The organism is Corynebacterium sp. TAE3-ERU16 (assembly GCF_019209935.1).
Lineage (GTDB): Bacteria > Actinomycetota > Actinomycetes > Mycobacteriales > Mycobacteriaceae > Corynebacterium > Corynebacterium antarcticum.
This window is the reverse complement of record NZ_JAHUTN010000008.1, coordinates 79,000-102,221: the sequence shown is the minus strand read 5'-3', so window position 1 is coordinate 102,221 and position 23,222 is coordinate 79,000. Positions and strand designations below refer to the sequence as shown.

Annotated in this window: 19 protein-coding genes and 2 tRNA genes; 14 read left to right on the top strand and 7 right to left on the bottom strand. The window is 66.2% G+C overall.

The annotated features are described in order from the left end of the window. Nucleotides 1–32: 32 nt before the first annotated feature. The 8 genes from KRX55_RS09275 to crgA all read left to right on the top strand — a co-directional run bounded on the left by KRX55_RS09275 (nt 33) and on the right by crgA (nt 9,970). A complete protein-coding gene (locus KRX55_RS09275; protein ID WP_218407455.1) occupies nt 33–965 on the top strand; it encodes a DUF3662 and FHA domain-containing protein in 933 nt (310 codons plus the stop codon). A 68-nt stretch (nt 966–1,033) separates the two neighbouring features. After that, nucleotides 1,034–1,489 (top strand): FHA domain-containing protein FhaB/FipA, encoded by a 456-nt coding sequence (locus tag KRX55_RS09270; protein ID WP_218407454.1) that lies wholly within the window; start codon nt 1,034–1,036, stop codon nt 1,487–1,489. After that, a complete protein-coding gene (locus KRX55_RS09265) occupies nt 1,486–3,033 on the top strand; it encodes a PP2C family protein-serine/threonine phosphatase (protein ID WP_218407453.1) in 1,548 nt (515 codons plus the stop codon). Before KRX55_RS09270 ends, KRX55_RS09265 begins: the two co-directional genes overlap by 4 nt. Further along, nucleotides 3,033–4,412 (top strand): FtsW/RodA/SpoVE family cell cycle protein, encoded by a 1,380-nt coding sequence (locus KRX55_RS09260; RefSeq protein ID WP_218407452.1) that lies wholly within the window; start codon nt 3,033–3,035, stop codon nt 4,410–4,412. The genes KRX55_RS09265 and KRX55_RS09260 overlap by 1 nt, the downstream gene beginning before the upstream one ends. A 3-nt stretch (nt 4,413–4,415) precedes the next feature. Continuing rightward, nucleotides 4,416–5,867, top strand: a complete 1,452-nt coding sequence (locus tag KRX55_RS09255; protein ID WP_218407495.1) for a penicillin-binding transpeptidase domain-containing protein — start codon at nt 4,416–4,418, stop codon at nt 5,865–5,867. 21 nt (nt 5,868–5,888) lie between these two features. After that, a complete protein-coding gene (locus KRX55_RS09250; RefSeq protein ID WP_218407451.1) occupies nt 5,889–7,469 on the top strand; it encodes a serine/threonine-protein kinase in 1,581 nt (526 codons plus the stop codon). Beyond that, nucleotides 7,466–9,511 (top strand): Stk1 family PASTA domain-containing Ser/Thr kinase, encoded by a 2,046-nt coding sequence (gene pknB / locus KRX55_RS09245; protein WP_218407450.1) that lies wholly within the window; start codon nt 7,466–7,468, stop codon nt 9,509–9,511. Before KRX55_RS09250 ends, pknB begins: the two co-directional genes overlap by 4 nt. A 192-nt stretch (nt 9,512–9,703) precedes the next feature. Beyond that, nucleotides 9,704–9,970 (top strand): cell division protein CrgA, encoded by a 267-nt coding sequence (gene crgA / locus KRX55_RS09240; protein WP_200258271.1) that lies wholly within the window; start codon nt 9,704–9,706, stop codon nt 9,968–9,970. A 700-nt stretch (nt 9,971–10,670) separates the two neighbouring features. Here the strand turns inward: crgA and KRX55_RS09235 are convergent. Both KRX55_RS09235 and KRX55_RS09230 read right to left on the bottom strand, forming a co-directional pair. Then, nucleotides 10,671–11,393 carry a rhomboid family intramembrane serine protease gene (locus KRX55_RS09235; protein WP_255567722.1) on the bottom strand — a complete coding sequence of 241 codons (723 nt, stop codon included), beginning with the start codon at nt 11,391–11,393 and terminating at the stop codon, nt 10,671–10,673. A 205-nt stretch (nt 11,394–11,598) separates the two neighbouring features. After that, on the bottom strand, nt 11,599–12,126 hold the full coding sequence (locus KRX55_RS09230) for a peptidylprolyl isomerase (RefSeq protein ID WP_218407449.1): 528 nt from the start codon (nt 12,124–12,126) through the stop codon (nt 11,599–11,601). Between the two features lie 210 nt (nt 12,127–12,336). On the opposite strand from KRX55_RS09230, the gene KRX55_RS09225 reads away from it, so the two are divergent. Next, nucleotides 12,337–13,305, top strand: a complete 969-nt coding sequence (locus KRX55_RS09225) for a hypothetical protein (RefSeq protein WP_218407448.1) — start codon at nt 12,337–12,339, stop codon at nt 13,303–13,305. Nucleotides 13,306–13,426: 121 nt separating this feature from the next. Here the strand turns inward: KRX55_RS09225 and KRX55_RS09220 are convergent, their stop codons facing one another. After that, nucleotides 13,427–13,711 (bottom strand): TetR family transcriptional regulator, encoded by a 285-nt coding sequence (locus KRX55_RS09220; RefSeq protein WP_218407447.1) that lies wholly within the window; start codon nt 13,709–13,711, stop codon nt 13,427–13,429. Then, entirely contained in the window at nt 13,708–13,917 is a 210-nt protein-coding gene (locus KRX55_RS09215) for a CopG family transcriptional regulator (RefSeq protein WP_198738784.1), read from the bottom strand. Before KRX55_RS09215 ends, KRX55_RS09220 begins: the two co-directional genes overlap by 4 nt. Nucleotides 13,918–14,080: 163 nt before the next feature. On the opposite strand from KRX55_RS09215, the gene gyrA reads away from it, so the two are divergent. The 5 genes from gyrA to KRX55_RS09190 all read left to right on the top strand — a co-directional run bounded on the left by gyrA (nt 14,081) and on the right by KRX55_RS09190 (nt 18,173). Next, on the top strand, nt 14,081–16,735 hold the full coding sequence (gene gyrA / locus KRX55_RS09210) for a DNA gyrase subunit A (protein WP_218407446.1): 2,655 nt from the start codon (nt 14,081–14,083) through the stop codon (nt 16,733–16,735). After that, on the top strand, nt 16,735–17,079 hold the full coding sequence (locus KRX55_RS09205; protein WP_200258292.1) for a DUF3566 domain-containing protein: 345 nt from the start codon (nt 16,735–16,737) through the stop codon (nt 17,077–17,079). The genes gyrA and KRX55_RS09205 overlap by 1 nt, the downstream gene beginning before the upstream one ends. Before the next feature lie 138 nt (nt 17,080–17,217). Next, nucleotides 17,218–17,294 (top strand) — tRNA-Ile (locus KRX55_RS09200). A gap of 9 nt (nt 17,295–17,303) precedes the next feature. Next, nucleotides 17,304–17,376: transfer RNA gene (locus KRX55_RS09195), tRNA-Ala, on the top strand. 353 nt (nt 17,377–17,729) lie between these two features. Then, nucleotides 17,730–18,173, top strand: a complete 444-nt coding sequence (locus KRX55_RS09190) for a DUF6918 family protein (protein ID WP_218407445.1) — start codon at nt 17,730–17,732, stop codon at nt 18,171–18,173. Between the two features lie 988 nt (nt 18,174–19,161). Here the strand turns inward: KRX55_RS09190 and gyrB are convergent. The 3 genes from gyrB to recF all read right to left on the bottom strand — a co-directional run bounded on the left by gyrB (nt 19,162) and on the right by recF (nt 23,193). Next, entirely contained in the window at nt 19,162–21,243 is a 2,082-nt protein-coding gene (gene gyrB, locus KRX55_RS09185) for a DNA topoisomerase (ATP-hydrolyzing) subunit B (RefSeq protein ID WP_218407493.1), read from the bottom strand. A 173-nt stretch (nt 21,244–21,416) separates the two neighbouring features. Then, on the bottom strand, nt 21,417–21,968 hold the full coding sequence (locus KRX55_RS09180; RefSeq protein WP_218407444.1) for a DciA family protein: 552 nt from the start codon (nt 21,966–21,968) through the stop codon (nt 21,417–21,419). After that, nucleotides 21,955–23,193 (bottom strand): DNA replication/repair protein RecF, encoded by a 1,239-nt coding sequence (gene recF / locus KRX55_RS09175; RefSeq protein ID WP_218407443.1) that lies wholly within the window; start codon nt 23,191–23,193, stop codon nt 21,955–21,957. Before recF ends, KRX55_RS09180 begins: the two co-directional genes overlap by 14 nt. Between the last annotated feature and the right edge of the window lie 29 nt (nt 23,194–23,222).

Below are 23,222 nucleotides of genomic sequence, written 5' to 3'. Positions count from 1 at the left end.
GGACAGTAGTCATACGGAGGAAGGTGGAAACGATGTCTGTCATGGACCGGATAGCGAAGCTGGACAGCTCGCTTCAGCGTGGTCTGGACAACGGCTTCGCTTTCGTGTTCGGCGGAAAAGTCGTGCCCGGGGAGATTGATGATCTGCTGACCCAGCAGGCCGAGGACAATCTCACCCGGGGCGACGGTGACTGGATCGAGGCCCCGAACGTCTACCTTGTCTCGGTCAGCCGGAAGGACTTCGACAATCTCCGCACCAGCCACCCCGACCTCCCTCAGGACGCGGCCGGACGTATGAGTCGGTGGTGCCGGAACCAGGGCTTCGTCACCCTCGGGCCGGTCACCGTCCAGGTGAGGCAGGATCCGGGACTGCGGACGGGACAGCTGGGTAGCCGCAGCCGGATCGACCGGAATCCCCGGGAGGAAACAGGTTATGTGGGGGACGCCGAAAATTCAGACAGTCCGGATCGACACCCATCGGATGCATCCCCGGCCGGCACCGGGGCTCCCGGTGTCCGGTCCGGGACGGACTCCCCCGGGGTAGCCGTCCCGGACCCTGCTCGTCCAGCCGCTGACCCGCACTACCGCCCTGCCGCACCGGTGTCCCCCGTGCCGCAGTCCCGCGCGGTGGAGCCGACCGAACACATCTACACCGGGGCACCCGTCCAACACGCTCCGCTCGTGTCTCTTCTCCTGCAGGACGGCTCGTCCCGAACCTACCTCGTGCAGGAAGGGTCCAACATCGTCGGGCGTGGTACAGATGTCGACTTCCGGCTCCCCGACATGGGCGTATCCCGACGGCACGCGGAAATCATGTGGGACGGTCGGGACGCTGTCCTCGTCGATCTGCATTCCACCAACGGCACCACCGTCAACGACACGGACATCGACAACTGGCTCCTCGCCGACGGGGACGTGATTAAAGTGGGGCACTCCTACATCGAGGTCCGGATCACCGGCGGCTGACCGGACAGCACCTCCACCGCTCCACCGTCCACCACCCACCGTCGCAACACCCGCCAGGAGAAGAAGATATGGAATCAGTTGTGCTGCTCACCCTGCGGATGGGGCTGCTCGTACTCCTGTGGTTCTTCGTGTTCATGGCGCTCCGTGCGCTGCGCAGCGACGTCCGCGTCGCAGCGGGCGGGCGGGGCGGGAGCGCCACCGTCAGCGGACGACCGCTCACCCGTCCCACGCCCCCCACCCGCCTGATGGCCGTCGGTGGACCGTCGGAAGGTACGTGGATCGAACTCGCGGGCCTCAATGAGATCCTCATCGGCCGTGATCCCCACTGCACGTTCGTCGTCGGCGACGATTCGACGACGCGGCAGCACGCCCGGCTGTTCCGGCATTCGGACGAGTGGTTCATCGAGGACCTCGCGTCCCGCAACGGGACCTTCGTCGGCGGGGTGCCCATCGAACAGCCTGAACGCGTCGGCACCGACACGAACATCGACCTGGGAACCACCACCGTGAGGCTCATACCGTGACCTGGAGACTGAACTACGCCACCGCGTCCGACCGTGGTCTCGTGCGCGGCAACAACGAGGATTCCGCCTACGCCGGCCCCCACCTGCTTGCGCTGGCGGACGGCATGGGGGGTCATGCCGCGGGCGAGATCGCCTCGCAGCTGATGATCGACCACCTCCGGCCCCTGGACGCCGATCCGGGCGACAACGACATGCTCGCCCTGCTCGGATCCCTCGCGGACGACGGGAACCGCTCCATCGCGGACGAGGTGAGACGCAACCCGAACACCGAGGGCATGGGTACGACGCTGACCGCGCTCCTGTTCGCCGGTCAGCAGACGGCCCTGTGCCATGTGGGGGATTCCCGTGGCTACCGGCTGCGGGACGGAAAACTGACCCAGATCACCACCGACGACACCTTCGTCCAGTCCCTCGTGGAGGAGGGGAAGCTCGATCCCGAGGACATCTCGACACACCCCCAGCGCTCCCTGATCCTGAAGGCCTACACCGGACGCCCGGTGGAACCCCATCTGCGATTCATCGACACCCGGCCCGGGGACCGGTTCCTGCTGTGCTCCGACGGTCTGTCCGATCCGGTCACCCACTCCACCATCGAGGAGGCCCTCCGCACCGGTACCCCGACCGAGGCCGCCCGACGACTGGTGGACCTCGCACTGCGGTCCGGGGGCCCGGACAACGTCACGGTCGTCGTCGCGGACATCATCGACACGGGACAGCTCGCCCCGGAGGAGGCGAGGGCTCTGCCGACCACCCCTGTGGTCGTCGGGGCCCTGAACACCGTCGATCCCGAGAGCCCGCGGCCGGATACCGCCGCCGGCAGAGCCGCGCTGATGAGTGCCCGGCAGCCGCAGGAGATCTCCCCGTCCGGGCAGGCTTCCCCGCAACCCGTGGGCGCCGCCGTGGATGACACGGTCCACGCCCCGGACAAGGGTTCCTCCCGGAGCCGGTTCCGCTGGATCATCCCCGTACTGGTCCTGGCGGGTGCTCTCGCCGGCGGTTCCTGGTGGGGGTGGGGACAGATGAACTCCACCTACTACGTCTCCGTGGTCGCCGACGGCGCCGGGGACAACGTGACGGACGGGGACATCGTCATCGAGCGCGGGATCGATCTCTCCGTTCTCGGCCGACCCCTCCACAGCACCTACCAGGTCGTCTGTCTCGACACCGGCGGGAACGTCACCGTCGTCGGCACCACGGCCGGCGACGGCTGCAGCCCGTTCCGTCTGGATGATCTCCCGGAGGCACGGCGCGACTCGGTGACCTCACTTCCCTCGGGTTCCTATGACGAGGTCCTGCAGCAGCTCCGACGTCTCGGGGATGACACTCTGCCGGTGTGCGTGACGCGGGAATCGGGGGAAGATGCGGACTCCGATGCCGCGAAGAACTCCCCCGACGACGGTGACCCGAGCACACCCGCCGAGGAGAATGGGGCCGACGGGGAAACCGACGGTGCCGAACCCTCGACCGAACCATCGGTGGCCCCCCGCCGCAGTCCCGGCGATCTGAGTACGCCGGGCATCAACTGTCGGGAGGTGACCTCCTAGTGGGTGTCGTCGAGAGACTTAAGATGCGGCGGACGGAACGCTGGCTGATACTGCTCGCCGCTCTCGTGATCCTCGTCGCCCGTGCGTCCCTTGCGGTCGCACAGGGAGACGACCCGGCGACCGCCCTGATCCCGGTCGCCCAGTTCGCGGTGGTGTTCCTCGTCGTGCACCTGGTGCTCTGCTGGCTCATCCCCTACGCCGACTGCGTGATGCTGCCGGTGGTGGCGCTGCTCAACGGTCTGGGGATCCTCATGATCCACCGGCTCGACCCACTGCTCATCCCGCAGCGGGACGGCGGCGTCACCGAGGTCTACCTCGCATCGGGTCAGCTCCAGTGGACGATGGTCGCCCTCACAGTGATGACCGCGGTGCTGCTGGTGATCCGGAACCACCGCGTGTTCACCCGCTACTCCTACCTGTTGGGTGGCCTCGGGCTGATCCTCCTTGCGCTGCCGATGGTGTGGCCGGGATCCGCCGGAAGCGAAGCGAAGATCTGGATCTCCATCGGACCCTTCTCCGTGCAGCCCGGCGAGTTCTCCAAGATCCTGCTGTTGCTTTTCTTCGCGCAGCTGCTGGTGAACAAGCGGGCCCGACTCAACGTCGCCGGTGCCCGGATCCTCGGGCTGGACTTCCCCCGCCTCCGGGATCTCGGGCCGATTCTGCTCGTGTGGGCAATCGCGCTCGTGATCATGGCCGGGGAGAACGACTTCGGTCCGGCCCTCCTGCTGTTCAGTACGGTTCTCGGCATGCTCTATCTCGCCACGGGGCGGACCTCCTGGCTGCTGATCGGCGGCCTGCTGGTCGCCGTCGGCGGTTACGGTGTCTACACGATCTCGACGAAGATCCAGTCCCGGGTCCAGAACTTCATCGACCCGCTGGCGAACTACGACGGCACCGGCTACCAGCTCTCCCAGGCCCTGTTCGGGATGAGCTGGGGCGGTATCACGGGAACCGGGCTGGGTGAGGGTTACCCGGACGAGGTTCCGGTAGCCCACACCGACTTCATCCTCGCCGCCATCGGCGAGGAGCTCGGGCTGGTGGGGCTCACCGCGCTCCTCATTCTCTTCGCCGTCCTGATCATCCGCGGTATGCGTACCGCCCTTCTCGTCCGGGACTCCTACGGCAAACTCGTCGCCGCGGGTCTCTCCCTCACCCTCGCCATCCAGGTCTTCGTCGTCACGGCGGGCATCTCCGCACTGATGCCGATGACCGGGCTCACCACACCATTCATCTCCCACGGTGGTTCCTCGCTGATGGCCAACTACATTCTCGTGGCACTGCTGCTCCGTATCTCCGACACCGCCCGACGCCCGGCGCTCAGGACCACCGCTCCGGCGGGACCACCTGCGCCGGGACTGCGCCAGGAGGTGCGACGCTAGATGATCAACCGTTCAATCCGCGCGACCGCCGTCTTCACGATGCTCCTCATCGTGATCCTGGTGGCCAACCTGACCAGGGTCCAGGTATTCAGTGAGGACCGGTACGCGCACAACGCCCTGAACAAGCGCCAGTACCACGAGATGCAGTCGATCCCGCGCGGTCAGATCTCCACCGACGGGCTCGTTCTCGCCCGGTCCGTGAAGGACGAACAGGGCAACTACCGGCGGGAGTACGTCACGGATCCCGTCGTCTATGGTCCGGTCGAGGGATATCTCTCGGACATCTACGGTGCCGCGGGCCTGGAACTCGGTTACAACGACATCCTCAACGGAACGGACTCTTCACTGTTCGCCTCACGGTGGATGGACACTCTGCTCGGCCGTACGCAGGCGGGCGCGAGCCTGGAGCTCACCCTCAATCCCGAGGCCCAGCAGGTCGCCTACTCGGGTCTCGCGGACCGTGGCTACGAGGGTGCGGTCGTCGCCATCCGCCCGAGCACCGGGGAGATCCTCGCCATGGCCTCCACGCCGAGCTTCAGTCCGGCTGCCCTGACGGACACCTCGACAGCGGACGCCACGTGGTCGAAGCTGACCTCGGACCCCGGCGCACCCCTCCTCAACCACGCGACACAGGACGCCCTGCCGCCGGGATCTACGTTCAAGGTCATCACGACCGCGGCCGGTCTCACCGGCGACTTCACCCCCGACACACAGCTGACGGCGGCTGCCAGGACGACCCTCCCGGGAACAGAGACCACCCTGGAGAACTACGGTGGTCAGACCTGCGGTCAGGGAGCGACAGCGTCGCTCGCCACCGCCTTCGCACTGTCGTGCAACACGGCATTCGTCGAGCTCGGCGTGAAGGTCGGCGCCGATGCGCTGCGGGAACAGGCGGAGAAGTTCGGTGTCACCGACACCTACGACCTCGGACTCCCGGCCATTCCGGGCACGGTCGGCGAGTTGCCGGATCCGGCGGCCGTGGGCCAGTCCTCGATCGGTCAGCGCGATGTGACGATGACGGTCCTCGAGAACGCCGTCGTCGCCGCGACCGTCGCCAACGGCGGTAAACGGATGAACCCGTACCTGGTGTCCCGCATTCTCGGTTCCGATCTGCGGACACTGCGCAGCACCGACGCCCGCCAACTGAACCAGGCGATCAGTCCGGACGTGGCCGCAACGCTCACGGAGATGATGCGCGCCAGCGAGCGCAACACCGCCGGCTACACCGGAGCGGACATCGCGTCGAAGACGGGGACGGCCGAGCACGGTGAGGACTCCAGGAACTCGGATCCGCATGCCTGGTACATCGCCTTCGGCCCCTCCGAGAACGCCGATGTCGCCGTGGCCGTGCTCGTGAAGAACGGTGGCGACCGCGGTCAGGCCGCGACCGGCGGGTCCGTGGCCGCGCCGATCGGTAGAGCCGTCATCGACGCAGTTCTCCGGTCGGGACGCTAGGAAAGGAAAACGGTGAGCCCCATGTCGAACACCAATGAACCCCGGCGATCGTCCGGGGACAACCAGGGAATCGAACGTCTCCAGCGACTGATCGGTGGAGACTACCGACTGCGGTGGGTCATCGGGCACGGCGGCATGTCCACCGTGTGGCTCGCGACCGACGTCCGGAACAACCGCGATGTCGCCGTGAAAATCCTGCGTCCCGAGTTCTCGGACAACCGCGAGTTTCTCGATCGCTTCCGCAATGAGGCGGCGTCCGCCGAACGGATCAATTCCGTGAACGTCGTCCGCACCTTCGACTACCGGGAGGTGCCCGACCCCGCCGGCCACACCTTCTGCTTCATCGTCATGGAGTACGTCCGCGGAGAATCCCTGGCGGACCTCATCTCCAGGAAGGGACATCTCGACGAGGAACTCGCACTCGACGTCCTCGAGCAGGCCGCCCACGGGTTGTCCGTGATCCACCAGATGAACCTCGTCCACCGGGACATCAAACCGGGCAACATCCTCATCACCGAGGAGGGACGCGTCAAGATCACCGATTTCGGCATCGCCAAAGCCGCTGCCGCGGTGCCGTTGACCCGCACGGGGATGGTCGTCGGAACCGCCCAGTACGTCTCTCCGGAACAGGCGCAGGGCAAGTCCGTCACGAGTGCCTCGGACATCTACTCACTCGGCGTCGTCGGATACGAGATGCTCTCCGGCAGGCGTCCGTTCTCCGGGGATTCCTCCGTGTCCGTCGCCATCGCGCACATCAACCAGGCGCCTCCTCAGATCGGGAACTCCGTGTCGGCACAGACCCGCGAACTCATCGGGATCTCGCTGCGCAAGGACCCGGAACGGCGCTTCGCCGACGGCAACGAGATGGCGCTGGCGGTGCACACGGTCCGGTTGGGTGAGAGGCCCCCGCAGCCACGCTCCGCCGCGATGGAGCGCAGGGCCCCCGCACCGACCCCGACGGAGTCGACCCGGATCCTCGGTCAGGTCACCAACCCGACGACCGTGCAGCCCGCGATCGGAGCCACCCCGCCGCCGGTGCCGGTCCGGTCGGTCGTCCACCGGCAATCCCCGGCCCGGCAGTCCGCTCCCGCGGCCCCCGTCGCTCCGCCGCGTCGTGGTGGAGGTGGGCTCATCGCCTTCCTCGTCGTACTGCTCCTCGGTGCCCTGGCCGCGGTGGGCTGGCTGCTGGTCTCGACCGGTACGCTGAATCTCGACGGGGTCACCGACCGTACGCAACCGACCGGTCCCGCGGTCACCCGACCGTCTGAACCGGAACTGACCGTGGTCACCGAGATAAAAACCACCGTCGTGCCCGCTCCGGAGCCCACCCCCGAACCGACACCGACGCGGAAGGCCACCGAGGAGCCCACCGTACGGAAGACGACGACCTCGGCGCCGGTGCCGACGCAGCCTGCGGTGCAGCCCAACCGGGAGCCGGTCCCTCCGGCGGGCGATGCCGCTGACGGCACTGTTCCGACCGCGGAGAACGTGGGCGAACGCACGGTCTCCGCCATGACCGGGAACCCGGGTACCGTGTCCCGGATGGCGGAACCGAATCGATCCACGACAGACACCGGCAAACCCGGAGAGGAGACCCCGTGAGTGAGCACGTGCTCGGCGAGCGCTACGAACTCGGTGAGGTCATCGGTACCGGCGGTATGTCGGACGTCTACGCCGCGAAGGACACACTCCTCGGGCGTGACGTGGCGGTCAAGATGATGCGCGCGGAACTGGCCAGGGACGTCAACTTCCGGGAACGGTTCCGACGGGAGGCCCAGAACGCCGGACGGCTGAATCACCCGTCGATCGTCTCCGTCCTCGACACGGGCGAGACGGAGCTGAACGGAATCAGGATCCCGTACATCGTCATGGAACGGGTGCACGGGAGAACACTCCGTGAGATCGTGCAGAGTGACGGCCCCATGCGACCGGCGGAGGCCGCGCGGACGCTGCTGCCGGTCTGTGAGGCCCTGCAGTTCTCCCACGACGCGGGCATCGTGCACCGGGACATCAAACCGGCGAACATAATGATCACCAACACCGGATCGGTGAAGGTGATGGACTTCGGCATCGCCCGCGCGGTCGACGACGCCACGTCCGCGATGACGCAGACGTCCGCGGTCATCGGCACCGCGCAGTATCTCTCCCCGGAACAGGCCCGGGGCAAGTCCGCCGATGCGCGGAGCGATGTCTACGCCCTGGGTTGCGTGCTCTACGAGACGGTGACCGGACGTCCCCCGTTCGAGGGCGAGTCCCCCTTCGCCGTCGCTTTCAACCATGTCCACGAGGACCCGGAACCACCGTCATCCTTCATTCCGGACCTGACTCCGACTGCGGCGCTCAACGTCGACGCCGTTGTGCTGCTGACGATGGCCAAGCATCCGGCGGACCGTTACCAGTCCGCGGCTGAGCTGGCCGAGGACCTGACCCGGTTGAGCCGCAACGCGGTGTCCAACGCCGCACGGAGTCACATGCGCCCGATGCAGGGCGATGAGCCGGACCGGACCCGGGTCATCCGATCCGAGAACGCCGCGACCCGGCAGGTGACCTCAGCCCCCGCACACGCAGCGTTTCCGCAGCACTCGGCGACCGCATCCGGGGGCAGGACCAGCCACCGACGACGCAGCGAGGAAGGGCCGCGGTACGCGGACAACGGCGGATCCGGAAACCGTGCCGTGTGGATCGGTGCACTGCTGGGGCTGGTGTTCGTCGCGGGAGCTTCGATCTTCGCCTTCAACCTCTTCACCGGTGACACCAGCCCGGGTAGAGGGGCCGGCGGACCGGTCAGCGTCAATGCCGACGGAACGGTCACGATTCCTAACGTCGAGGGGAAGTCCCTTGCTGCGGCACGCAGGTCCCTCGAGGAACTCGATCTCAGGGTCAACGTGACCATGCAGCCGTCACCGGACGTCTCCGAGGACACCGCAATCTCAACGAATCCGGGTTCCGGCTCAACCGTTCAGCCGGGTTCCACGGTCACGCTTCTCGTGTCCTCCGGAACCGAGCTGACCCGGGTTCCCGATGTCGCCGACATGAACACCGAGGAAGCGGAACGGACACTCGTGGAAGCCGGACTGTCGCTCGATCCCGTGGTCCGGGAGGTGACAGATGATTCTGTCGCGGAGGGCCTGGTCATCGAACAGGATCCCGCGGCCGGCCGGAAGGTGTCCAAGGGTTCCAAGATCAAGATCACGGTGTCCACCGGTCCGGAGACGGTGACCGTGCCGAATCTCAGCGGCCTACCGGTGGAGGAGGTTCGCGGCCGACTGGAGGGGATCGGGCTCGTTCCCGTCGTCCAGTCGGTCGCCTCCGATCTGCCCGTCGGGCACGTGACCGCGGTTCTCCGGGGTGGTACCGAGGTGTCCCGTGGCACCCCGATCACCGTCCAGGTCTCCGACGGTTCGATGTTCCGTATCCCCGATCTCACCGGCATGGATGTCAACCAGGCACTGGCGGCGCTCCGTGCGGCCGGCTGGACATCCCCGGACACCTCCCTGCTGCAGCAGCCGGTGCAGACCGGTGCGTTGATAGAGTCCGGCCAGATCGAGGGCCAGACCCCGCTGCCCGGTGAATTGACGGGGAAGGATGCACTGGTGAGCATCCGCGTCAAGCAGTTCGACCTGCTGAAGGCGATCCAGCCCTGATCCCGCTGACTCCACCACGGGCCGGGTGGAGTCAGCGACGGGTACTGGTAGATTGTCACCTATGTCCGGCACCCCACCGGTACCGATCACCTACCGGCGGTGGGTGCACGATTCCGTGGCACCGTTGGCTCGGAGCATGCGGGACCCGGGGTGTCCGTAGAAAACACATCACGCCAATCTGCAGAGGTAACCATGCCGAAGTCAAAGATCAACAAGACCACCGCACCCGTGTCCGGCGGTGGAGCGAACCGTGTGCCGGTGAAGATCAACGCCAGCGGCACTCCGCTGTGGTACAAGGTCATCATGTTCGGCCTCATGCTGGCCGGGCTCGCCTGGCTCGTGGTCAACTACCTCGCGGGTACGCAGATACCGCTCATGCTGGAGCTGGGACCGTGGAATTACCTCATCGGGTTCTCGCTGTTCATCCTGGGCCTGCTGATGACCATGGGCTGGCGCTGAGCCGCGATCTCAGTCCCTCCGGCCGGACGCCGGCGCAGCACATCGGATGCTGCGCCGGCGTCCGGTTTTCTCGTCCCTCCACCCGGTACCGCCATGGTCGTGGTCACCGGGTCTGATCGGACCCCGCCGACGCAGCGGCCACCGGAGACGTGGCGGGGAGAACCGGCGACGGGCGCGAGGCGGCCCCACCACACCTCGTCCCCCATCCACCGACGCTTCCCGGTCGACCCCTTTCCCACCGGGGAGAACACCTCCCGGGGGGTTCAACCCGTCCACGGACACCGATGGTCGGCGGTCACAGGTGCCGGGAGAGGCCACGAACCGGCGACAGAGTTATCCACAGGACACCTGAGTTACACACAGATAATTTGTGGATAAACTCCTCCACACCGTGTGCAGGGTGTTATCCACAGGGTGTGGACAACACTGTGGAGGAATCTCACTGATCCGTTTCCACGGAGAAGCACACAACCTGTGGATAACCCTGTGCACTGGTTCCATCTTTCGTACACGTTTTCGCCCCCAAGCAGATAATCGCAGGATACGGCGGTTGAAGGCACACACAGACGCGTCGAATCACAAAATTGTCATTATCCACACTGTGAACAACTCCTGTGGACAACTCCGGTCCCCCGGACAATCCACACCAAACCCCCGACCACGGTGGAGAACAGGTCGGGGGTTGTCAACAGAGGGTGAATCAGAGCAGCAGTGCTCCCGGGTCTCCTGTGGAGAACTCCGCCACACGGATCAGGACAGCGGCGACCGCGACAGCGCAGACCACTCCGAGTCCGATCCACCGGGCCGTGGTCCTCCGCGTACCGAACAGCGCGGCGGCGAGCAGCGCACCCGTGACCAGGCCCCCGAGATGCCCCCACAGGGACACCCCGGGAGTCATCAGGGTGTACGCGAGGTTGACGCCTATCAGAACCAGTGCGCCGCCCACCTGGGAGTTCCTGCGGGAATGGGCGATCGCGACGAACACGGCCATCAACGCATACACGGCCCCCGAGGCCCCCACCGTCGGATACTCCGGGCTCCACCAGAGCACCGTCGCCGATGCGCCGACTGCGCCGGTGACGAGTATCCCGGCCGTCAGCGATGGACCGAAGGTCGCCTCCGTCTCCCTGCCGATGAGGTAGAGCAGGATGACGTTGATCAGCATGTGGCCGATGCCCGCGTGCAGAAGACCCGATCCGAGCGCACGGAGCGGACCGAACGCTGAATCGTCCATCAACGGGAGATACAGAATCCAGGCGTCAGCGAGTCCACTGTCGTCGAGGTTCCCGGTGATCGACCGGGACTGTACCGCGGTGACCACGAAAACGAGGACGATCAGGACGACGGTTGCCGCGGACACCGGAGCCTGACGGTAGAGGTTCCGGGCCAACTGGGAGGGCGGGGGCGGTGGGGACGGGGACAAGGCGGCCTCCGGAATCGGTCGCCGGATCCGGTTCTCTTCCGGTCCGGCTGCGGTCTGTGACGGTGGAATGAACCGCACACGCAGACGAAGACCCCGCCACACCGGTTGGCGGACCACCCGGGTCCGGGCGATCCTGCGACGGTGCACGGGGTTCTTCTCGTTCGCGGTACCGGTCGTGCCGCGTTGGTCGGCACGACCCGACGGGTCAGTCCGTGGTGATCTCCACGCTGTCGATGACCACGGGCTCGGTGGGTCGGTCCATCCGGTCGGTGGCCGTCGTGGCGATGGCGTCGACCACCTTCTTCGACGCCTCGTCGGTGACCTCACCGAAGATGGTGTGCCTGTTGTTGAGGTGCGGTGTCGGAACCACGGTGATGAAGAACTGGGAACCGTTCGTGCCCGGGCCGGCGTTGGCCATCGCGAGCAGGTACGGACGGTCGAAGGAGAGCTCCGGGTGGAACTCGTCGGCGAACTGGTAGCCGGGGCCGCCTCGTCCGGTGCCGGTGGGGTCGCCGCCCTGGATCATGAACTGATCGATCACACGGTGGAACACGGACCCGTCGTAGAACGGGCCGGTGGTTGATCCGCTGGCGTTGTTCGTCTTGTACTCACTCGTACCCTGCGCGAGTCCGACGAAGTTGTCGACGGTCTTCGGCGCGTGATTTCCGAAGAGATCAATGGTGATGTCACCACGGTTGGTGTGGAGGATCGCGGTCGCGGTCTTGGTAGTCATGGACTCCATGCTAGTCAACAGGCGTCAGCCGTGCTGGTATCCATGCACCGCTGTGTCATCGCAGCCCCCACGGACGGCCGTCCGGGGTTACGCTGGACACACCAACAGCCCGACGAGTGTTTACCGGTCGTACAGTCGGCGATTCGTCCCACCCTTTCCGACTGCGTCAGCCCGACCGGGGCACCACACCTCTCAACCAAGGAGAAGCGCGTGAATCCCTCGACCATCCGTATGGCCTACAAACTCGGCAGGCAGGCCCTCGGCACCGCCCGTGATTACCGTGACCGCCACACCGCCGACAGTTACGACGATCTGGTCGCCCGAGCGAACGACTACGCGGAGCACCGCAAGGCGGTCAGTCAGCTCCGCGATGAACTCGCCGAGAAGGCCGGTTCCCTGACGGAGGAATCCCAGGCCCAGGCTAGCGCCCTGCTCAGAGAGGCGCGCCACCGCCTCGAGCAGCTCCGGAAGCAGGCGGAGGAGAAGGGGACGGATCTGGCCCGGGACCTCGAGAAGCAGGGTGGCCGGAAGGTGAAGAAGGTGCGCAAGGCCGCGGAGAAGGCCCGGAAGAAGGCGGAGAAGAAGATCAACCGCCGGAAGTGCCTGACCAGCCGCTGCGGTGGCGGGGACGGGCGCTCGAAACTGGCGAATCTCACGTTTCTAGCGCTGCTCGTCTCGACGATCGCCGGTGTCATCTACTGGCTACGCAGCCGCGCCGACAAGCCGGGGACCACGCCCCCGGATGTGCGGGACCACGCCGCCGGGTCCACCGGATCCTCCGGGTCGAAGACCGGGGCCGCCGCAGACAAGGCGGCCGCAGCGGCCGCCGCCGCGACCGCCCGTGCCGGTGAGAAGCTCGCGGAGGCCCGCGCCAAGGCCGATGAACTGCTCGACAACTCCGGGGACGGGTCCGTCGTCGACACGGTCGCGGGCAAGGCGGAGGACATCGCCGAGAGCGTCCACGACAATGCGGATGAGATCGCCGAAGAAGTGACCGACAAGGCGGGGGACATCGCGGAGAAGACCCGCGCCGGGGTCGAGGATGCCGCTGACGCGGTCGAGACCCTCGCCGACGACGCCGAGACCGTCGCCGGTGCGGTAGCCGATGATGCTGCCGACGCGGCGAAGGACGCGGCCGATGAGGTCGGGAAGGCCGCGGAGAAGAAGAGCGGCAACTGACCCACAGTCAGACCTCAGCCAGGTCCCGTGGATCCCGGTGCTCCGGGTCTGCGGGACCTTTACATGTCCCGCAACCCGCCACCACCCGCCCACGGAACCCCGTGCAGCGGGTTGCGCGGATTCAGCGGGCGTTGATGCGACGGAGAATCTCGGCCGCCGCGTCCGCCAGCACATCGTTCGCACCGTCGAGCGGCGCCAGTCGGATGATCGCCTCGGACAGTGCCGCCGCCGCGGACCGGACATCCCGGTGCACGGGTATCCCGAGGTAGCTGGCCGAGGTCACCGCGGCCGCACCGGCGAGCAGCGCGTGGTCACGGACGCGGACGCGGTGCACCGCAGCGACCTCGTCGGCGATGACGAGCAGCTGTTCCGGGGTGAGCGGCCGGACACGTGGTACCGGATTCATCGACCGTGCCGGAGCCTGCGTTCGGTCGCGGCGTACCCGCTGACCACGGTCCTGGCCAGCTCCGCGACCTCGGCGTCGGCGAGAACGCGGGCGGCGGTGGCGACGATGGCGCGGGTGGCGGCCTCCTGTTTGCTCGTGCCCTGTGCCTGGGCGAGGAGTGTGAGCGCCCGGTCCTGGGCGTCGGTGAGGCGAAGTGTCATGGCCATACCCCGACACTACGGACAGGTCGTCTCTGATACCAGTCTGATATCAGTTATCGGTCTTTATCCTTACTCAACGGCGTTGAGAGCCCGTTTCAGGCCCTCGGCGGGGTAGAATGGTGTAGATCAAGACCTCCATACACCCTGCTAGACGGAAATTAGGTGACCCGTGAGCGACGACAACTCCGGCGGCAACGACGGCGGCGAGCTCCTGTTCGACAGGATCCATCCGATCGACATCGGCGAGGAGATGCAGCGCAGCTACATCGACTACGCGATGTCGGTCATCGTCGGCCGTGCCCTGCCCGAGGTGCGCGACGGCCTGAAGCCCGTGCACCGACGACTGCTCTACGCGATGTACGACAGCGGCTTCCGCCCCGACCGCTCCTACGTGAAGTCCGCGAAACCCGTGGCGGAGACCATGGGTAACTACCACCCGCACGGCGACTCCGCGATCTACGACACCCTGGTCCGCATGGCCCAACCCTGGTCGATGCGCTACCCGCTCATCGACGGACAGGGCAACTTCGGATCCCGCGGAAACGACGGCGCGGCCGCCATGCGTTACACCGAGTGCCGCCTCACCCCGCTGGCGATGCAGATGGTGCGGGACATCCGCTCCAACACGGTCGACTTCCAGCCGAACTACGACGGCAAGAACCTCGAACCCGTCATCCTCCCGTCCCGGATCCCGAACCTGCTGATGAACGGTTCCGGTGGTATCGCCGTCGGCATGGCCACCAACATCCCGCCGCACAACCTCACCGAACTGGGTGACGCGATCTTCTGGATGCTGGAGAACTACGAGGCCGACGAGGCGACCACCCTCGAGGCGTGCATGCGCTACGTCAAGGGCCCCGACTTCCCCACCGCCGGGCTCATCGTCGGTGACCAGGGCATCAAGGACGCCTACACCACCGGTCGCGGGTCCATCCGCATGCGCGGTGTGACCAGCATCGAGGAGGAGGGCAACCGGCAGATCATCGTGATCACCGAGCTCCCCTACCAGGTCAACAAGGACAACCTGGTGCTCAGCATCGCCGAGCAGGCGAACCAGGGGAAGATCGCCGGTATCTCCCGTATCGACGACGAATCCTCCGACCGCGTCGGCCTGCGCATCGTGGTCACCCTGAAGCGGGACGCGGTGCCGCGCGTCGTGCTGAACAATCTGTTCAAGCACTCGCAGCTGCAGTCCAGCTTCGGCGTGAACATGCTCTCCATCGTCGACGGGGTGCCGCGCACCCTGCGCCTGGACCAGATGCTGCGCCACTACATCGCGCACCAGGTCGACGTCATCATCCGCCGCACCCAGCACCTCCTGGACGAGGCGGAGAAGGAGGCCCACATCCTCCGCGGCCTCGTCAAGGCGCTCGACATGCTCGACGAGGTCATCGCCCTGATCCGTGCGTCGGCCACCGTCGACATCGCCCGGACCGGCCTCATCGACCTCCTCGACATCGACGAGATCCAGGCCGACGCGATCCTCGCGATGCAGCTGCGTCGACTCGCCGCCCTGGAGCGGCAGAAGATCGTCGACCGCCTGGCCGAGATCGAGGAGATCATCGCCGACTACAAGGACATTCTCGCCCGCCCCGAACGCCAGCGTGAGATCGTCCGCGACGAGCTCGCCGAGATCGTCGAGAAGTACGGCGACGAACGCCGCACCCAGATCATCGGCGCCACCGGCGACGTCACCGAGGAGGATCTGATCGCCCGCGAGAACGTCGTGGCCACGATCACGTCCACCGGCTACGCCAAGCGCACGAAGGTCGACGCCTACCGCAACCAGAAGCGCGGTGGCAAGGGTGTCCGCGGCGCGGAGCTGAAGAGCGACGATGTCGTCCGACACTTCTTCGTGTGCTCCACGCACGACTGGATCCTGTTCTTCACGAACTTCGGTCGCGTGTACCGGCTCAAGGCCTACGAGCTGCCCGAGGCCTCCCGGACGGCCCGTGGCCAGCATGTCGCGAACCTCCTGGAGTTCCAGCCCGGCGAGCAGATCGCCCAGGTCATCCAGATCCGGGGCTACGACGACGCCGAGTACCTCGTGCTCGCCACCGCACACGGCCGGGTCAAGAAGTCCCGGCTCGCCGACTACGACTCCGTGCGCTCCGGCGGCCTGATCGCCATCAACCTCAACGAGGGTGACTCCCTGATCGGCGCCTCACTGTGCTCCAGCGAGGACGATCTGCTGCTCGTCTCCGAGGAGGGGCAGGCCATGCGGTTCACCGCCGACGACGAGACCCTGCGTCCGATGGGCCGGGCCACCGCCGGTGTGAAGGGCATGCGGTTCCGCGGCGAGGACAAACTCCTCGCGATGTGTGTCGTCGGTACGGGCGACTACCTGCTGGTGGCCACCTCCGGCGGCTACGGCAAGCGGACCGCGATGGATGAGTATCCGACCAAGGGTCGCGGTGGCCTCGGCGTCGCCACGTTCAAGTACACGCCGAAGCGCGGAAAGCTCATCGGTGCACTGTCGGTGGACGATGACGACCAGATCTTCGCGATCACCTCGGCGGGTGGGGTCATCCGCACGGAGGTCGGCCAGATCCGCCCGTCCTCGCGCCAGACGATGGGCGTGCGGCTGGTCAACCTCGAGAAGGGTGTCGAGCTGCTCGCCATCGACCGCAATGTCGAGCACGAGGGTGAGGAGACCGCGGAAGCCGTCGCCACCGGCGCCGTCGAGGGCCCGACCCTGGACCTCGGCAAGGAGACGGGCACGGACGACATCCCCGGCGTCCGTCGCGGTGGAAGCGCTAACCTTGACGCCAATGGTGTTCCCCTCGACGGGACCACCGCTGACGACGAGAACGGGGACGAATGATGAGTATCCAGGAAGTGACCGTCTCCCGGGTATCCCCCCTGTCGGCGTTCCGGACTGCACTGGCGCTCTCGCTGGCGGCCCTCGCCGCGTGGATCCTGTGCGTCACCCTCCTGTACTACGGCCTCGAGCAGTTCGGTTTCTGGGCGAAGCTGAACAGCATCGTGACCGGCGTCGGTGGTAGCGACGTCATCACGTTCGGCACGGTTCTGTCCGTGGCGAGTCTCCTGGGGGCGGTCACCGCCATCGCGGTGACGATCCTGGCCCCGCTGACCGCCGTGATCTACAACGGCATGGTCGAGCTCTTCGGCGGTGTCGTGGTCACCCTCAACGAGGGCGACTACTGATCCACTGACTCCGTCACCGCCGGGTACGGGCACCACCACAGGTGAGGACCGTGCCCGGCGGACACCACCGAAAAGTCAGTTTAACCTGGTGATTTGCTTTTGATGGAGCGGGCTGGGTAAAGTTCAGTCTCGTTCCAAGGGCCTATAGCTCAGTCGGTTAGAGCGCTTCGCTGATAACGAAGAGGTCACAGGTTCGATTCCTGTTAGGCCCACCAAAATAACTTGGGGCATTAGCTCAATTGGTAGAGCACCTGCTTTGCAAGCAGGAGGTCAGGAGTTCGATTCTCCTATGCTCCACAAGGAAACGTTTCGCCGGTTCAGTCAGTGACTGAACCGGCGTTTTCCGTTGTCACGGCTCCTACGGGAGCCTCGACTAGGCGAATATCACCGATGTGTGTAACATTTGTGGCTGTTGTGACTGCAGTCGACTTCTGATGTTTTCCGGCTGTGGCGGAAGAGTCACAACACCGGTGACACGCGCTCTCCGGTTCATGCCCCTCCCGGGCATCGGACCGAGGGCGCCTGTGTCTTTTTCGGGCCCGACCACAGCCGGGAACACGACTTCCGGGGCGAAGCGTGGACCGGACACGCTAGAGTGATGCCGGTAAGACCGAAACACCCGACGAACACCAGAGGAAGACGAATCACCGATGACCGACCTCAAGTCCACACTCACAGGAGCCAACCGGGACGCCGTCGTCGGCGACATGGCGGCCTTCATCGAGTCCTCCGTCTCCGGCCTGTCCGGGTTCACGGGTATGGCCATCAAGGGGGCGGTCGGTGCCGCCCGTAGGGCCGACCAGAACGTGATCTCCAAGGGCGTCAACCGCCTCCTCCCCGAGTTCAGCGACGCCCTCGACCCGCACTGGCGGAACTACCGCGAGAACGGCGCACACGCCGACTTCGGTGCGTACCTCGAGGAGCACCGCACGGAGGTCACCGACTCGATCCTCGCCGTGGCGGACCGCAACGCGGACAACATCGACCAGCCCGCCGTGGCGAAGGTCTACTCCTCGGTCCGCGGGAAGCTGACCGGCATCATCAACGATCATCTCGGCGGCCTCGGCGCCGTCATCGAGAAACACGCCGCCTAGGGCCCCTCGCCTCGGAGGGAACGGCCCGGTTGCCCCACGGGCGGCGGAGACCCGTACCCCAGCCCGCCGTACCATTCAGCCGAAGAGCGCGTGTCCCCGTGGGACCACCGGCGCAGTACGAGGGTGAGCCACCGGACCTGGGGTTGACCGCCACACTCAGGTACGGGTCGTCATGGGCTCCGCACAGCAACCGGGCGTCAACCACCGTCCGACACCGGGCAGTGACGTCACCACCGCGCCACGCAGCATACGGCGTGCACCATCCTCCGCCGTCCCGGTGCCGCCCGACCGGGGCCCGCCGCCGGGGTACTCATCACCCATGCTCCCCGGGAGACGCCACAGCCCCGGACGACACACTCTGCGGCAGTTGGACCGGCCGCGGTTCAGAAGGCCGGAGAAGCGGTGCGAACCGCTCAACGCCGTCGTGACCGCGATCGATCGGCGCGTTGGTGTGTGATGACTCCGCACCACGGTGTCCCCGGCCCCCGATCCCGGGATTCCGGTCGACGTAGTCGGCGTCATCGGTCCGTGGCACCGAGCGGATGGCCACAACCGACCGTCACCTCGTCCCACGGGCCTGGAGAGGCGTCCGCGTGCAGCCATCGGAGGCCAACCCGTGGTCACCCCTCACTTCACGCCACGGTGACATCTACGACGTCCCGGTGGGGGAGTCACCCGCTGGACGCCGATTGACGTCGGACCCGAAGAGCACCACGTCCCCGGCCCACTGTGGGACGACACCCGGCCGGACACGGTGACATCTCCCGGCCCCAGGACGGTACCGTGTGGAACGACAACCACCGTGCCATCGATCCCCGGTTCCCTTCGGTGGTATCAGGGAACCGGGTTACGGCATCGATTACGGCGTCCGGGGCTGGAGGGACCCGGTGTCCCACAGGTCATGTCCCACAGATCGTCATGAACTGATCCGGCCACCGGACATGAATGGCGGCACCTGCCGTGGACCCTCTGGTCCGCGACAGCTTCTCTAGACGTCGAGGAAGCGGACATCCTTGGCGTTGCGGGTGATGAAGGACCGGCGTGCGACGACGTCATCGCCCATGAGGATGGAGAACAGCTCATCGGCCGCCTGGGCGTCGTCCATCGTGACCTTGCGCAGGGTACGGACGGAGGGATCCATGGTGGTCTCCCACAGCTCCTTGGCGTCCATCTCACCGAGACCCTTGTACCGCTGGATACCGTCGTCCTTGTTGATCTTCTTGCCGGCGGCGAGTCCCTCCTCGAGCTGGCGGTCACGCTGTTCGTCGGTGTACGCGAACGTCGGACCACCCTTCGACCACTTCAGCTTGTACAGCGGTGGCTGCGCGAGGAAGACGTAACCGTCCCGGATCAGATCCGGCATGAAACGGAAGAGCAGTGTCAGCAGCAGCGTCGAGATGTGCTGACCGTCGACGTCGGCGTCGGCCATGAGCACGATCTTGTGGTAGCGCAGCTTGGAGATGTCGAACTCGTCGTGGATTCCGGTACCGAGCGCCGTGATGATGGCCTGGACCTCATTGTTCTTCAGGACCTTGTCGAGCCGGGCCTTCTCCACGTTGAGGATCTTGCCGCGCAGAGGCAGGATCGCCTGGAACATCGACTCCCGGCCGCTCTTCGCGGAGCCACCGGCGGAGTCACCCTCCACGATGTAGAGCTCGGACTTGCGCGGATCCTTGGAGCGGCAGTCGGCGAGCTTTCCGGGAAGTCCCCCCATGTCGGAGCTGGATTTCCGGCGCACCAGTTCGCGGGCCTTGCGGGCCGCGAGGCGTGCGTGGGCGGAGGACACGGCCTTGTTGACGATCGCCTTGGCCTCGGCGGGGTTCGCCTCCAGCCAGTGGGTGACGTTCTCGTTGACCATGCGCTGCACGAAGCCCTTGACCTCGGTGTTGCCGAGTTTCGTCTTCGTCTGGCCCTCGAACTGGGGATCGGCGACGCGGACGGAGACCACGGCCGCGAGACCCTCACGGCAGTCTTCGCCGGCGAGGTTCGGTTCCTTCTCCTTGATCAGCTTGTGCTCGCGGGCGTAGCGGTTGAGCAGGCTGGTCAGAGCGGCCCGGAAGCCCTCCTCGTGCGAACCACCCTCGATGGTGTTGATCGTGTTGGCGAAGGTGTGGACGTTCTGCTGGTAGCCGCTGTTCCACTGCATCGCGATCTCGACCTCGTGCTCGTCGGCCTTCGCTTCGAAGGCGACGATGGTCGGGTGGATCGGGGTCTTCGACTTATTCAGTGCGTTGACGTAGTCCTTCAGACCCTCGGGGTAGTGGTAGGTCCGGGTCTTGACCTTCTTCTTCACCTTCTTACCGGCGGCCGCGGCCTCGGCCGCTTCCGCGGCTTCCGCCTCCTCGGCGGCGATCTCGGCCTCGTCGAAGGAATCACCGGTCAGCGGTTCGGCCTCGTCGACGCCCTTCTCGGCGATCTCGTCGAGCTCGGCCTGTTCCTCGGTGACGCGCTGATCGGTGAGGGTGATGGTGAGCCCCTTGTTCAGGAACGCCATCTCCTGCAGCCGACGGGCGATGGTCTCGAACTTGAACTCGGTGGTCTCGAAGATCTCGGCGTCGGGCCAGAACCGGACGGTGGTGCCGGTTCCGCGTGCTCGACCACCCTGCTGGAGTTCCTCGGGTACGGCCTGGTTGAAGTTCTGGAACCAGTGGTGGCCCTCGCGCTTGATGTCGGCCTCGACGCGGGTCGACAGGGCGTTGACGACGGAGATACCGACACCGTGCAGACCACCGGAGACCGCGTAGGACTCGGAGTCGAACTTACCGCCCGCGTGCAGCTGGGTCATGACGACCTGGACGGTCGGCATGCCGGCAGGGTGCATCTCGACGGGGATACCGCGGCCGTTGTCGACGACCTGGACACCACCGTCGGCGAGGAGCGTGACATCGACGCGGGTTGCGTAACCGGCCATCGCCTCGTCGACGGAGTTGTCGACGACCTCCCACACCAGGTGATGGAGGCCACGTTCCCCGGTTGAACCGATGTACATGCCGGGCCGCTTACGAACCGCTTCCAGACCCTCGAGGATCGTGATGGATGAAGCGTCGTAGTGGTGTTCGGTTGCTGCCACGGTATCTGCCACGGTGTCCTTGGCTCCTCGCTGAAGTTGTATCTGGACCTTTTTATCCTACACGGTCAGGGGTACCTACCGAACAAGGCCTTACAGGCGTCAGACGGCCTCACACCCCGGGAAAAACACGAATCCCCAGGTCGCCAAAGAATGTGTCGCAACTCACCGACGTCTCAGCCGTAGGTGTCCCGCGGACCCCGCCCTTTGACGTGCAGCGGTCCCTTCCGCCAGCTGGGTTGGGAGGGTCCGAAGATCTTAAGCTCGGCGACCACGTCGGGCCCGACCTTCTGTGAGATGACCTGCAGGATGTTGCGCTGCATCAGCCTTAGGTTCGTCGCCCAGGCCGTTGAGTCGCAGGTGATGAACAGCTGCTTGTCCTTCAGCATCTGGACCTGACTGTGCCGGGCGATCCGCTCTCCGACGAGAAGCTCCCAGTTGGCCTTGACCCAGCCACCGGCCATGGGGCGACCCCAACCCCGACGTCTGATCTCGTCCCCGAGCACGGATCCCACGGATTCCGTTCTGTCCGGGCGTCCGAGTGCCCGCCCGTCCGGCCCGGTCGGCCGTCCGATCCGCCGCGGCTGCGACCCGCCGGCCGCCGGTCCGCGGGTGTGTCCACGGGTTACGCGCCCCGTCTCAGGTGGCCTGGCCCCTCTTTTCCGCGCGACCGCACGGATGTGCTCATAGGCTGCGGTGACGGAATCCCGTTCCTCAGGAGTCGTCATGATCGTCTTCCACGGTCGGTTCCACGCCAGGGACCTGCTCCGGAGCGGATCCCGCCGCACCGAGAACTGAGTATCTGCCCGATTCGTCGGTGATCATCGAGACGCGGTGGATGCGGGCACCCGAGGTGTCCAGGCCGGTCGGTAGATCACCGTCCACGGCAGCGGTGATCAGCACCTGTTCCGCCGTCAGGGCGATCTGGATGAGCGCCTCCCTCCGGGCGGCGTCGAGTTCCGCGAAAACATCGTCGAGAATCAGGATCGGATCCGTCCCGTCTTCCCTGAACAGCGAGAACACACCGAGCCGTAGCGCCAGGGCGTACGACCATGTCTCCCCGTGGCTCGCGAACCCGCGGGCGGGCTCGTCACCGAGCATGAGCTCCAGATCATCCCGGTGGGGACCGACGAGTGACAGTCCCCGTTCAATCTCCCTCGTCCGGTTGTGCGCCAGGTCGGACAGCATCGCGGCCTCCAGGACCTCAGCGTCACAGCAGTTGTCGGGAGCCGTCGTGATGGTGCTCCGGTAACTGAGCCCGGGGGGTCTCGATTCCGGCGCGATGATGCCGTATGCGGTGGTGACGTGGTCCGACAGCTCGGCGACCAGTGCCACCCGTGCGGCGGTGAGCTGTCCACCGGCCGCCGCCAGCTGTCCGTCCCACGCATCGAGTGTGGTGAGTGCCGCGGCCCCGTCCTCGCTGTCGTAGCCGCGCCGGAGTGCGCCGGAGGCGGATCGGAGGAGTGCGTTGCGTTGCCGGAGGATCCTGTCGTAGTCGGCTCTGACACCCGCGATCCTGGGGTAGCGGGTCGCCAGTACCTCATCGAGGTAGCGACGACGTTCCACCGGCTCACCCCGCACGAGCGAGATGTCCTCGGGTGCGAAGAGCACCGTCTTGACCACACCGAGCAGCCCGCGTGGGGATTCCAGTCTGGTCCGGTTCAGCTGCGCGAGGTTTCCGCCCCGCGGCTTTATCAGGAGATGCGCCGCGAGTTCACGGCCCCCGTTGACCGCCACCGCGGAGATTCTGGCGTCCCGGGCCCCTGATCTGACCAGCGGCGCATCATTGGCGACCCGGTGGGACCCGAGATGCGCGAGGTATCCGACGGCCTCGACGATGTTCGTCTTGCCGTGTCCGTTTCTCCCCACCAGAACCGTGACACCGGGGCGGAGATCGAGGGAGAGAGTCGGCCAGGAGCGGAAATCACGCAGCGTCAGGGTACGGATGTGCACTCTTCGCCTTTCACTCCTTCACGCGGACC